Here is a 12803-nt window from a genome sequence, read left to right on the forward strand (position 1 = left end):
ACTTCGCAATGCAGAGCACTTGGCAACGGCAGTGCCGAACGAGGTCACTGCTGTCGTATGTTAAGGGTTGGATAAGATCATTAAAGTTGGCCCTGCCGCGCGTACCGATAACCTCAACTAGGTCGTCCTCGAATGGCTGAGCAAGCGCAGAAGTGGGCGGGTTACCCACGCGATCTCAGCGCGGCGACTTCGGAAAGGTAGATGAGGACATGTTAGGACAACTGAAGGCCGCAGCCGTGACTGCGTTGGTCGTCGGATCGATCGTGGCGCCCGCGGCCACCGCCACCGCCGCCGATGCGACGACGTCGACCGCCGCGACGCAGGATCTCTCGAACCAGATCGACGCGCTGCGCAAGCAGATCGACGCCCTGCAGGCCCAGGCCGACCAGCGCGCCGCCACCGCGACGATCGATGCGGTCGTTGAAGACGCTGACCGCCGCAGCGCCGCCCCCACGTTGCAGGCGACCTCGGTCGACTTCACCGGCGGGTACCGCGACGGCAAGTTCACGCTGCAGTCGGCCGACGGGAAGTTCTCGCTGAGCCCGACGGCGCAGCTGCAGTTCCGCAACGTCACGAACATCTCGGATGACGTCGACGGCACCGACACCGAGAACGGGTTCGAGATCCGCCGCGCGAAGATCGGCATCAACGGCAACCTGTACTCGAAGGACCTGACGTACGAGATCCTGTTCGACGTGCCGCGCAACAGCGGCAACGCCGCGCTGCAGTTCGCGTGGGCCAAGTACAAGTTCGCGCCAAGCTGGGCGGTGCGCGTCGGTCAGTTTGGTGACCCGCTGGGCCGCGAACAGACCGGCAGCAGCCGGCGCATGCTGGCGGCCGAGCGGTCGCTGTTGAACGACCTGCTGATCGGCGGCGACAATCCTGTGCAGGGCGCCAGCCTGATCTACGCGCCGACCGACGGGAAGCTGCGCAGCGAGTTCGCGATCACCGACGGCACCGGCCAGCTCAACACGAACTTCCGCGACGTCAGCGGCACCACGCCCGACACGCGCCCCGACTTCGGCCTCGCCGGGCGGGCCGAGTACCAGATCATCGGCAAGAAGTTCAAGGGATACGAGGACTTCACCGCGCTGAAGCAGACCGATACCCTGTTGGTCGCCGGCGCAGGCCTCGACTTCACGCAGAACGGCGACAACGACCTGCTGACCTACACGGTCGATTTGCAGTACGAGAACGCCCGCGGCTTCAACGCCTTCGGCGCGATCGTCGGCCGGTACGCCACCGAGTTCAACGCCGGCACCGTCGCCGTGCCGAACACCGAGACGGTGAACGACATCGGCTTCGTGCTGCAGGCCGGCCAGCTGGTCGGCAAGTGGGCCAAGGCCGAGTGGGAAGTCTTCGGCCGCTACGACTTCATCAACCTCGCCGCCGAGCGCGTGGCCGACCCGTACGACAACCAGATCCACGAGATCACCGTCGGCACCAACGCCTACTGGCAGGGCCACAACGTGAAGGGCACGATCGACCTGACCTACCTGCCCAACGGCTCGCCGGTCACCAGCGACGGCAACGGCGTCCTGCAAAGCGCCGATGCCCAGTTCGTCCTCCGCGCTCAGCTTCAACTGGCGCTGTAGACGATCGATCGGTTTGAACGAGAACGACACCGGCACGCGTTGGGAACAACGCGTGCCGGTTTGCATTTACCGTGGCATGGGCGTCTCGCCCATGCGTGTCAATTGGATGGTTAATGTGATTGACGGCGCCCTGCGCTGATCACGCAGGTAGCCCACAAATCAGACGCTTTGCCCTTACCCGGTGCATGGGCGAGACGCCCATGCCACGGTAGGACCAGCCTTACACCAGTTCATCCCCGAACCACGCCACGATCTCGCGCTCAACGGCTTGATACTCCGCCGCCTCATCGGGATAGGTGAAGTGACCCGCCTGCCTGACGAACAGCTTCTTCCGCCCGGCAAGTGCATTGTGCACCGCGAACTGTCCCGGTGGCGGGACGGCGGGGTCGAACAGCGCCGCCGACACCAGCGTGGGAATGTGCGTGTGCAGCGCCGCCGTCGCCGAATCGAAGTACTGCAGCACGTCGACGACTTCCGGGTGCCGCTGGTGATACAGCCGCACCGCCTCGCCGCTGCCGTTGCACTGCATCGTCAGGCGCAATGGGTGGTTGCCGAAGCTGGGCACCTCCAGGAACGCCCGGGCCAAACGCGTGTCCCACGGCAGCGCCATCGCGCCAATGCCACCACCAAAGCTGGAACCGAAATAATGGATCGTCGGCAGGTCGGGGTGCAGCTCGTTCAGCACGTTCATCGCGGCCCAGAAGTCGGCGACGCACTTGCCGTGCAGGTAAGTGTCGCGCGACTCGATGCCGTACAGCACGTGCCGCGCGCCGTTGTCCGGCAGGTCTGGCCGCGCCGACCGATGGAAGCCTCGACCACAGGGGAAGATCGCCACCGCGTTCGCAAATACCGGCCCGTACGCCGGTGCCTCGCGCCCGCCGTACCCGTGGCCGACCACCATGCCGTGCCGCGGCGTGCGGTCGATCGGCACCGTGATCCACCCGCCCACGCGAAATCCGTCCAACGAATCGTACTCGATCTCGTAGGTCTTCACATCGCTGTGGTTCGGCGTCGCGATCTCGCGTAACGTCGGCCGCGGCGCGATCGCGCGCGTGCGGGCATTCAGGTCCTGCCAGAAGTCGGCAAAGTCGGGTGGGCCCAGCGACGCGCCCACCTGGCGCAACGCCGCTTCGTTGTAACCATACGTGGGATCAAACGGAAGATCGTGCTGAAACATCATCCGACACTTTACCGAAACAATGGGGATAACTCGATGCGCGTGAACGCCCGATCGGCCGCGCTCGTGCCCGCAGACAGGTGAATCACGCGATTGGCCGGCTCGAAGACCATCGACTGCAGCGTCATCGCGCCACCCACGTGCTGCAGCATCGCCTCAACCGATCGCTCGCCAATGCCACCGAAGTCGCGCGTGGACTGCTTCAGCAGATAATCGTATCGCGAGCAACGGCCCGGCGTAGCCAGATCGGCGCCGCGCTGATGATTCGTGCTGAGCAGCGCGGTGCGATCATCTGCCCGGCGAACCACGACGCCCTCGGGCGTGATCTCCGCCACCGCGCGGTCACCGGTAGCGTCCATCAGCATGAGATTGTTGGCCGTTTGCCGCGGCGTGTTCTTCAGGAATGCGATCGCTTCATCTACCGTCTTACATTGTTCCAGGACGGCGCGGTACAGCAGCGTGTAGGGCATGCCGGTGGGCATGCGCGGGCTGCGCGTCACCTCCATGTTGGCCAGCGACAGGCCGTGCTCGTTCATGCCCGACAGCACGCCGATCATGCCCGGCCAGCCGACCGACGCGAACGCGTACCGGTCGGCGGGCTTCACGATGAACAGCGTCGTGTGCTTGTCGGCCACGCCGAGCGACGGGAAGTCCAGGTTGCGCCCAAACCGCGCCACGCCATCGTTCGACGCCGCGGCGGGCAGGGTAACGGTGGAGCATGCGGTCATCGGCGTCAAATCGAGGAAGCACTGGGCGAGCATCGTGTCGCGACCATCAATGGCTGACCCCGCTGCCAGCGCCGCGATCTCATCTCGGTGTTCCGGCAGCGACAGCGCCGCAAAGGCGTTCGCCGCCAGCCGCGCCATCACGCGCTCGCTGCCACCGGCGAGGAAGACCATGAGGTACTTCTCGTGCAGCATGCGCACCGTGCCGCCCAGCGCCTTGCCATGGCCCGCGCCCATCTCCGCCGGCGAGCCGGACAGGTAGACCACCGGCACGGGAAACGTCTGTTCGACTGATTGGGTCGTTGCGCCTGTTTTCGCGCCCACAGCCGCGCCCGGCGTGATGACCACCGCCGACGACTGCCTCGGGGCCGATTCTCGAATCATCAGCGGCTGTCGAGACGAAGCACAGCCCGCTTGCACCACAGCGAACGCAACAATCGACGCTAACAATGAAGAGCGAATGATCATGGATTACGTAATACAGCTGTAGATGGCACTCGGTTCTCAGTCACCGTGCTGCGTCCTATAATTTTTCGCACGCGCGACGCCAACGTCCGAGAATGTTAGTAGCTGGCGATCAACCCCCGTTTCAATACTGAGAATCTCAACTGGATTGATCGCGACGGGTGATTTTCCTCGCAGCGCATTTCGCGGTTCATCCCGCTACCGACGTGGGTCGATGGATTGGTCAGCGACCCGCGGTTTAGACGTTCCATCCAGCGAGGTCCGCCGATTATCATTCGACGATCAGATCGATCGGTTTGCTGAGGTTTACATGCAAACGAAGCTGTTTTCGGTCCTGTCGCACGCCGCCGAGGTCGCCTTGTTCTTTCTGGTCGCCGCCATCTTGGCGACCGGCATGCTCTGGATGAAATAGCGTCACAGCCGAGCGCGGAAGACGCTTTCCTCGCTTGACACCCCACGTGATACCGATACATTGGCGCCCCCGCCAATCCGTGGCGTCCCAATTCGGCAGTAGCTCAATGGTAGAGCAGCCGGCTGTTAACCGGCTGGTTGTAGGTTCGAGTCCTACCTGCCGAGCTTCATAACTTCTTGTTTGACAAGGTGTTATATAGTTTACCGCGAACCCTGTTAATTCGAGTTAACAGGGTTCGCTCGTTTTCGGGCTGGTTTTGCGGGGTTTTCGTCTCTGACGCTCTCGGCTGGCAAGGGGAGAGAGCGACACCGAGGGCACCATCTCCTCGCTCCCGGCCGTTCTCACCCCGGAACTCTCGGACTCTCCACTCTATTTCCCGGTCCCAGTTAACAACCGTGTCGGGATCGGATCCTGTGCGTGACCCTTATCTAAAAGGGGTGGGGCGGGTGACACGAGCTACGGGTTTGCGGCAGGCGTGCCGCACTCGGGGATAGTGGTCTGACCCTCACCCGCCGCGACCTGAAACCGCGACCGAGCCGTCCGGCGAAGGAGATTTGCCGGTTGACGGAAGAGCCATCATAGTGGCGGGTTATTCATTCGGCCGGACCGCCGCGATGAAGTCGAAGTCGTGCGCCGTGACGTACAGCGGAAACTTTAGCTGCTTCATTTGGGCTGCCGCCCGCTGCATGAACCGCTGAAACTTCACGACCACCATCAAGCTGCTCATGTAACTTGCGTCCCGATTCGCCTTCTCACGAAACGCCTTGCTCGCGTACACGTCCTGCAACCGCTCCAGCCCGTTGATCGTGAAGTCATCGAACTGCTCGGACTGCCAGTCCGAAATCCAGTCGTGATCGTCGTGCCCCCCGTCAGCGGTGTAAGCGAAAAGATCGCAGTACCAGCGATCCGGATTGATGTCGAACCCGTTCATCTCTGTATACGCCGCCGCGATCGGAATGCGCGCTGACTCTTCGCGGAAGAAGCGATCGAAGTGCGCCGCCGCGTCGGCCGGATCATTTGAGATTGAGAGGTCCAGCACGACGTGGAACGGCGTCACTGGCATTGCGCGGATTTCCTTAGCGATCTCCAGCTCGCAGGCTTCAAGATCGCCACGTCGAAGCGCTGGCGTGAGTCGCTCCATCGTCGCAAAGAACAAGTCGGGCACGTCGCCTCCCCCGAATGAATAACGGATCAGCATTCAACGGCCGGCCGGGCACCGAGCTGCGTTAGAATCACAAGGACCGTCCCGTCCGGCCGGTCCGTTCCAGTGCGTTGTTATACCTCACCGCCGGACGGCTGAAGTAGTCGAGCGCCACCGCACGCTTTGATCGCCTTCAGGTACTGCATCGAACGCATGGGCGGGCACGCGAGAACCGCACGGCAGAACGCGTCCGGCGGGATATACCCGTGAGCGTTGACATAATGCACGATCAGCTCCGGCGCCACGTAGATCACACCGTCCGCAGGGACGAACAGGTTCGCTGTGCCGTGCTCGCCCTCAAACTGGCATAGCTCGCATTCGTGAGTGCCCCCTCGGCACATCCGGCTGCCATGGATTCTTTTGCATCTCGACCAACGCGTCATACACGTGACGCTCGACGCAACCAGTGGCATATGGCTTTCCGCGCTCAAGCCAACCGACGGCGACGAGCTTCGCTTCGCCGGGAAAGTAGGTGCACGGGGGCTAAGTCTTCGAACCACAAGCGGGTGTCCCCGGTGAGGTATAACGATTGGCCGTTCAGCGGCCGGCGTACAACCGACTCGCGCACTTCAGTTTACTCGATCGCCGGTCCGTTGCTGCGGCTGGTTACGCCGCTGTGAAACGCACGGCGTCAACCCCATCGCCTTCCCGCTGAAGAGCCCGTGATGCGCCTTTGCCGAGATGCAGAACACCCCGTACGGCACGACTACCGCGTGGCCGGTGTCGCTCTCCTTCTCCAGCCTGGTACGGGCTCGGCACACCATCGCTGTTGGCGAACCGGAACAGTGGGCGGTGCCCACCCTACGTGACTACGCGGGCGGCCGTGGGCTTAATGTGGCTCAGCGCGCCTTACGCAGGGCGTCGAGGTTCGGCACCTGCCAAAGTTCGCCCGCGGCGTCGATCGCCAGCCCGTCGGGCGCGGTGAGGATGACGGTGCCGCCGTGACCGAGGGCATACACCAAGGTCTGCCCGTTGCGCTCGGCGAGCTTGGCATCGTATCCGGACCCGCGAGCCCCGTGGATCTGAACCGCCAGATCAGCCACCGCGCGGCCATCGGCGAAGGTGGCGGTCCGTTCCCGTCCCCGGTCGAACCATCGGAAGGCGATCGCGTCGGACGAGGTGATCGCGGTGACGGCGCCGTCGACCACGCGGACGGTCGCTCCCAAGTCGCGCAACGCCGGCGCGATGTCGTCGGCGGGGGGCAGGTTTACCCAGCCGGAGACAGCGGGCGCGGTCACCGTGTACGCCTGGAAGCCCTCGGGCACGGTGTCGAAACTCGTATAGCCGTCGCTTCGCTTTGCGCTCAGCCACGCACGCAATTCGGGCCCGGCGAAGCCGTGCTGCACGTGCTGGTAGGTCGCCGATGGCGACCACGTGGGCGTCCAGGCGTCCACGAGCGTGCCGGCCGGCACGTCGGCATAATGGCGGAACTCGGTAACTACATCCAGCCGGTACGCCGTGTGGAGCAACTCGGCCATCAACTGCACCTTCGGCCCGCCGGCGGTCGAGAGGAACAGCACATCGCTCGACTGCGTGATCGGCACGCCCGGCTGGCCAACAATGCTGTAAATGGCGGCCGGCAGGTTCGGTTCGTTGCGCAACACCGCACCGTCGGCGCTGCGAACGTCGATGGTCTCGTCGCGCAGCAGGTACAGCGCCGCGGCCTCGGGCGAATCGACGACCATCGCGACCTTCAGGTCGCCGTCCACGGGATAGGCAGCCTCCTTCTGGGACGGCGCGCCGGAATCAGGAGTGCCAATCAAACCACTGTCACACGCACAGACTGCCGGTGGACCCGGCGGCGGCTCGGGCGGGTCGGGTGGGACGAGCAACTGGTGAAAATTGAAGAACGATCGGCCGTCGACGTCGCCGCCGCGCGCGCGGTAGTCGCGCAGCGATTCGTATCGATACCGGCTGACGCCGATCTCGTAGGCGACCACCCCGTACTCGGGCGCGTCGTCGCTGCGGGCCACCTTGTTCAGCGTGATCCGATCAATGTCGTGCGCGGCCACCTTCGACCCGGCGAACGCCAGCGGCGCGCGGACCCGGCCCGTGACGGTGAGCGACCTTATGGTGAAGTGACCGGTGAAGTCGCGCAGCGCTGCGCGAACCTCCTTCAGGCGATCGCTGATCCCCTCGTCGGGCTTGGCGAAGAACCGCTCCTCATCCGGGCGCGAGCGGGGCAACACCGGCGCGAACGTGCCGGCGGCGTCGGGCAGCCAGGCGATGCCGGCGACCACGTTGCTGTCGATCATGGCCCCCACCGAGACCGTGCCGACGGTTCCCGCGACGTCCACGGTGCTGTCGCCCATCGTGCCCCGAATCGTCAACCGGCCCAGCGGCGGCACGGGGCGCCTCTCTGGCCGGGAATCGGGCGGGCGCACCCACATCGTCGCGCCGACCACGTCGCCACGAACCTGCAGGTGGTCGATGCGTCCGGCGTCGATCCGCGCGCCGTCGATCTCGTGCACCGTCATCCTGCCGACCCGCGGTAGCGTCACCTCGCCGGTGAGGCGCGCGCCCGTGGCGGTGATGCGCGCCAGCGGTTGGGCGGCGGTAATGTCATCCAGCGTCACGAGCCCATCGGCGCCGCCGCGTGACTTGATGAGCAGCGACGTGGTCGGCCCAACCGCGGCGTCGAAGGTCAGGTCGAACGCGTCGCCGTCAGGCGTCAGCGTGACCGACCCCGGCCCCGTCAGGCGCACCATCACCTGCGTGCCGTCGCCATCCGTAACGGTCGCCGGCAGGCCGCTGGCGACGATCGTCGACGACAGGAGCCGGCGGCGTTCGAGCGGTTCACAAAATCGGTTCAACGGCATCTGTCCCCTCAAGTCCCCAGGCGGCGCAAGGTACGGCTGCGCGAGGTTATAAATGTACGCACCGCGGCACGCAACCCGCCTGCAAGAAGGTGTCGATCTCTGCGTCGGTTGCTTTCCTATTGGCACCGCGCGTTTCTGCGACGCTCACGACTCCGAGCAACGTGATCGGGTCGTCGGCACCGAACCGTCCCAGCGGCCCGTCGGCCCGTCGGCCATCCACCGTTCCGACTCGTTCGGCAATCGCGCGCGATACACGCCGTAACCCTTTTCCCGCAGTGCGAGGTACGCGGGGACGACCACATTGCCAGCGTCGTTGAGATTCACGGTTTCCTGTTGTGGGAAACGGACCAACATTCAATGGCCGGCCCCGCGCCGCCGACGGAGCAGGGCCGGGGCTGCAAGTGCGACGAGCGCGAGCGCCGTCGGCTCCGGCACCTGCGTCAGCGACGCGCTGAGGCTGCCGGCCCCGCCTCCAAGCACCTTGACGGCCAGCGCGTACTGGCGGCCCTGAAGGAGCGTCACCGTGCGGTCGAGCGCGAACAGCGGTGCCGACGACCACGCGCTCTGGGCCAGGTACGCGCCGCCGGTGAAGTCGTAGATCGACATGGTCAGAACTGTGCCGCTGGCGGTCGTCCCGCTGCCGCTGAACTGCCAGTCGGAGTCGGCCGAGACGGTGAAGACCGAGTCGATCGCCGCGCGTAGCCCGGGCCGCGCGCTGCCGGTCCACGTGCCGGTGACCGAGCCGTAGAACGTCATGCCGTCGCCCGCGAGCGTCGAGCGGTGCGTCGCGGTGCCCGTCGCGTAATGAGCATCGCCCAGCGCGCCGGCCGTGGCGGTCGCCTGCTCGTCCCACGGGCCGGTTGTGCGGTAGGTCTTGACGTCGTTCGGCGGGGTGTACGAGGGGTGGGTCGGCGTCGCGACGGCCTCCCGGTAGGCGGTCGTCCACGTCAGCGTCGCGGCTGGCGCGGCGGTGGCGAGGGACGAGATCAAGATCACGACGGTGATGAGCGTGCGCACGGGGTTGCCTCCCTTTTCCAGCTGGACGTTGGCCGAGCGCGGGCCTGCTGGCCGCTGCTTGGTCGATCGAGGATGCCGCGCGGCGTTGGGGCCGTCAAGGACGATGTGGACGGTGCGGTGGCAGATCGTTGGCGATGGGCATGGGACCCGGTGGGCCCGGCCGTCTGTAACGATCGTCCGACCGCCCACGACCGGCGTTCGCTGCGAGGGGGGCCCACAGATTCTTCCACCTTTTCCACCCCTTCCTCCCCCCAACCCGGTAGTTAACAGGTAGGGGACCTCGCGTTGGTCCCTTCAACCTGTTGCCAGGCAGCACACCGGTCCGCCGTGGAAGGTCGTTGCGGGCATCGCCTCCTTTCGAAGGAGCCCCGATGTCGTACCTCGACCCGACCGACCCGTCCGCGATGTCCGTTGAGGACCGTTTACGCGAGGTTGCCTCCATCCTCGCCCGCGGCGTGCTGCGCCTGCACCTCCGTGGCGCCCTCGGCCCGGACAGCCACTCCAATCTTCCTCTTATTCCACACTCGGATCCTGCCCCCGATCGACTTGATGTGTCGGCCGGGATGCAGCACATGGGACACCGTGGTTAACGCACCAAGGGCCTCAGAGAGAAGGAGTTACAGCATGAGTACCAACGTGAAGGCCGAACTGGCGGCGCTCCAGCACCTGAGCCCCAAGCAGCTTCGCCAGAAGTACGCCGACGTGTTCGGCGAACCGTCTAGGTCGGGCAACAAGGACTTCCTGATCAAGCGCATCAGCTGGCGGGTCCAGTCGCTGGCGGAAGGGGGCCTCAGCGAGCGGGCGAAGGCGCGGGCGGCCGAGATTGCCCGTGACGCCGACCTTCGCACCACCGTGCCGCGCACGCCCGCTGTGGCGCAAACGGTGACGCTCCCGGCCCCACTGATGAACCGCCGGCTGCCCATGCCCGGCGCCGTGCTGACGCGCCAGTACCAGGGCCGGCTGATCCAGGTCACCGTCCTGCCCAAGGGCTTCGAGTGGGACGGCACTGTCTACCGCTCCCTCAGTGCCGTCGCCAAGGCCGTGACCGGCAGCCACTGGAACGGCTACGGGTTCTTCAACCTCTTACAGCAAGGAGACAGCAAATGAAGCAGCTACCACCACAGAAGTTAATCCGCTGCGCCATCTACACCCGCAAGAGCACCGAGGAAGGACTGCAGCAGGCGTTCAACACGCTCGACGCCCAACGCGAGAGTGCCGAGGCGTACATCGCCAGCCAGCGGGCCGAGGGGTGGGTCTGCCTGCCCGACCGTTACGACGACGGCGGGTTCACCGGCGGCAACCTCGAACGTCCGGCGGTGCAACGCCTGATGAAGGACATCGAGGCGGGGCTCGTCGACTGCGTGATCGTCTACAAGGTGGATCGCCTGTCCCGGTCGCTGCTCGACTTCGCCAAGCTCATGGAGGTGTTCGACCGCCACAAGGTGGCGTTCGTGTCGGTGACCCAGCACTTCAACACGACGCATTCCATGGGCCGGCTGACCCTCAACGTCCTGCTCTCCTTCGCCCAGTTCGAGCGGGAGATCATCAGCGAGCGCACCCGGGACAAGATCGCCGCCGCCCGGAGGAAGGGGAAGTTCGCCGGCGGCCGCCCCGTGCTCGGCTACGACGTGCTGCGGAGCCCGCAGGGGCCCAAGCTGGTGGTGAACGAGACGGAGGCCGAGCAGGTGCGGCGGATCTTCTCGACCTACCTGGAGAACCGGGCCCTGATCCCGGCCGTCACGGCGATCACCGCACTCGGGTGGACGACGAAGGCGTGGGTCGGCCGGGACGGCACGCCGCGGGGTGGCCAGCCGTTCAACAAGTCAACGCTGCACCAGCTGCTCACTAACCCGGTGTACGTGGGGAAGGTGCGGTACAAGGACGAGGTCCACCCGGGGGAACACGCCGCTATCGTGGATGAGGAGACCTACCAAAAGGTGCAGGCGGTCCTCAGCAGGAATGGCAAGACGGGCGGGGCGGCGGTGCGGAACCGCTACGGCGCCATCCTCAAGGGCCTTCTGCGATGCTCGCCCTGCGACTGCTCGATGGGGCACACGTACACCGCCAAGGGGACCAAAAGGTACCGCTACTACATCTGCCTCAACGCCCACAAGCGCGGGTGGGACACCTGCCCGAGCAAGTCGGTGCCCGCGGCGGAGATTGAGCGCTTTGTGGTGGAGCAGATCCGGAGCATCGGCAGCGACCCCGCGGTGGTGGCCGAGACGGTGAAGGCGGCGCGGGCACAGGTCGAGGGGCGGCTGGCGGAACTGAAGGCCGAAGACAAGCGGCTGGAAAAAGCGGCGAAGCAGGACCACGCGACGGTGCGGCGGCTCATCGGGCTGCCGCAAAGGACGGGGGAACTGGCCGCGGCGCAGGAGCGCCTCCGCGAGGTCGAGCAGCGCACCTCCGCCGTGCGATCGGAGTTCGAGACGCTGTCCAAAACGCTGGTGGAGGACCACGAGGTCGCCTCAGCGCTTGCCCAGTTCGGCCCCACGTGGTCTGCCCTCGCTCCCCGGGAGCAAGCCCGGCTGGTGCAGCTGCTCATTGAGCGGGTCGACTACGACGCGGCCAAGGGTTCCATCTCTCTCACGTTCCGCCCCGGCGGCATCAAGCAACTGGCCACGCCATTACAGGAGGTCGCATGAGCATCACCGTCCAATGTCCCGTTCATTTCAGCGGCGCACGGCACGGCCGCAAGCAGATGGTCGTCGGCACCAAGCCGGCAGTGCCGCTCGGCCACATCCCGCGGGTCTCACGCCTGATGGCGCTGGCGATAAGGTTCGACGGGCTGCTGCGGGCAGGTGAGGTTCAGGACTACGCCGATCTCGCCCGGCTGGGGCACGTGACGCGCGCCCGCATCAGCCAAGTGATGAACCTGCTCAACCTCGCGCCGGACATCCAGGAGGAACTGCTGTTCCTGCCGACCGTTACGGGAGGCCGGGAGCCGGTGAAGGAGTGGCAGGTGCGGCCGATCGCGGCGGTGGCGGAGTGGGGGCGGCAGAGGGAAATGTGGGGGCGGCTGGTTCATGCAAAGTTCTGACTCCTCTCTGGCGGACTGAAGCTACTGCACTCGACACCGACCAATTGCTATTGCAGTCCGAGACCCGGATGTCGTGAATCTTCCGCTCATCTTCACAATGACATGTTAGGGTGTTACCCTAACATACGCCCCGAGAGGCGGTCGCCCGGTTAATTGTAAAGACCATCGGCAGCTTGGCCCTGCCACCTTTTCTAACGGATTGCCATGAAGTGCCCCGCTTATTGCTGCAATTTCTCATTCGTGTGTTCCACATGCACAAGCAGCCTTTATGCCCTCCGGGTCTTGTACGACCGGGCTGAACTAATCGAGAAGGCCACCGAAGGGTCTTCTGCTGCGAATTATGTATTTTCGC

Annotated in this window: 11 protein-coding genes and 1 tRNA gene; 6 read left to right on the forward strand and 6 right to left on the reverse strand. The window is 65.2% G+C overall.

All coding sequences use genetic code 11. From position 1 onward, the window contains the following. The first annotated feature begins 209 nt into the window (after positions 1-209). Entirely contained in the window at positions 210-1595 is a 1386-nt protein-coding gene (locus VGN72_10585) for a porin (protein ID HEV7299802.1), read from the forward strand. A 220-nt stretch (positions 1596-1815) separates the two neighbouring features. Here the strand turns inward: VGN72_10585 and VGN72_10590 are convergent, their stop codons facing one another. Then, positions 1816-2775, reverse strand: coding sequence for an acetylxylan esterase (locus VGN72_10590; protein ID HEV7299803.1), 960 nt, complete (start codon positions 2773-2775; stop codon positions 1816-1818). 8 nt (positions 2776-2783) lie between these two features. Then, positions 2784-3881 carry a C45 family peptidase gene (locus VGN72_10595; GenBank protein HEV7299804.1) on the reverse strand — a complete coding sequence of 366 codons (1098 nt, stop codon included), beginning with the start codon at positions 3879-3881 and terminating at the stop codon, positions 2784-2786. A 585-nt stretch (positions 3882-4466) separates the two neighbouring features. Here VGN72_10595 and VGN72_10600 point away from each other — a divergent pair. Next, positions 4467-4538 (forward strand) — tRNA-Asn (locus tag VGN72_10600). Between the two features lie 425 nt (positions 4539-4963). On the opposite strand, the gene VGN72_10605 is transcribed toward VGN72_10600, so the two are convergent. The 4 genes from VGN72_10605 to VGN72_10620 form a co-directional block, all read right to left on the reverse strand. Continuing rightward, positions 4964-5539, reverse strand: a complete 576-nt coding sequence (locus tag VGN72_10605; protein HEV7299805.1) for a hypothetical protein — start codon at positions 5537-5539, stop codon at positions 4964-4966. Positions 5540-6414: 875 nt separating this feature from the next. Beyond that, on the reverse strand, positions 6415-8394 hold the full coding sequence (locus VGN72_10610; GenBank protein HEV7299806.1) for a hypothetical protein: 1980 nt from the start codon (positions 8392-8394) through the stop codon (positions 6415-6417). A 144-nt stretch (positions 8395-8538) separates the two neighbouring features. Then, the gene (locus VGN72_10615) at positions 8539-8718 is read right to left on the reverse strand and encodes a hypothetical protein (protein HEV7299807.1); all 180 of its coding nucleotides are present in this window, start codon (positions 8716-8718) and stop codon (positions 8539-8541) included. 30 nt (positions 8719-8748) lie between these two features. Beyond that, positions 8749-9411: a hypothetical protein gene (locus tag VGN72_10620; protein ID HEV7299808.1), complete on the reverse strand. Its 663-nt coding sequence runs from the start codon at positions 9409-9411 to the stop codon at positions 8749-8751. Between the two features lie 371 nt (positions 9412-9782). On the opposite strand from VGN72_10620, the gene VGN72_10625 reads away from it, so the two are divergent. The 4 genes from VGN72_10625 to VGN72_10640 are packed head-to-tail and all read left to right on the forward strand — an operon-like array spanning position 9783 to position 12451. Next, positions 9783-10001 carry a hypothetical protein gene (locus VGN72_10625; GenBank protein HEV7299809.1) on the forward strand — a complete coding sequence of 73 codons (219 nt, stop codon included), beginning with the start codon at positions 9783-9785 and terminating at the stop codon, positions 9999-10001. A 34-nt stretch (positions 10002-10035) separates the two neighbouring features. Next, positions 10036-10518 carry a DUF2924 domain-containing protein gene (locus VGN72_10630; protein HEV7299810.1) on the forward strand — a complete coding sequence of 161 codons (483 nt, stop codon included), beginning with the start codon at positions 10036-10038 and terminating at the stop codon, positions 10516-10518. Beyond that, positions 10515-12056, forward strand: coding sequence for a recombinase family protein (locus VGN72_10635; GenBank protein ID HEV7299811.1), 1542 nt, complete (start codon positions 10515-10517; stop codon positions 12054-12056). The genes VGN72_10630 and VGN72_10635 overlap by 4 nt, the downstream gene beginning before the upstream one ends. After that, positions 12053-12451: a hypothetical protein gene (locus tag VGN72_10640; protein HEV7299812.1), complete on the forward strand. Its 399-nt coding sequence runs from the start codon at positions 12053-12055 to the stop codon at positions 12449-12451. The genes VGN72_10635 and VGN72_10640 overlap by 4 nt, the downstream gene beginning before the upstream one ends. The last annotated feature ends 352 nt before the right edge of the window (positions 12452-12803 follow it).

Source organism: Tepidisphaeraceae bacterium, from assembly GCA_035998445.1.
GTDB lineage: Bacteria > Planctomycetota > Phycisphaerae > Tepidisphaerales > Tepidisphaeraceae > DASYHQ01.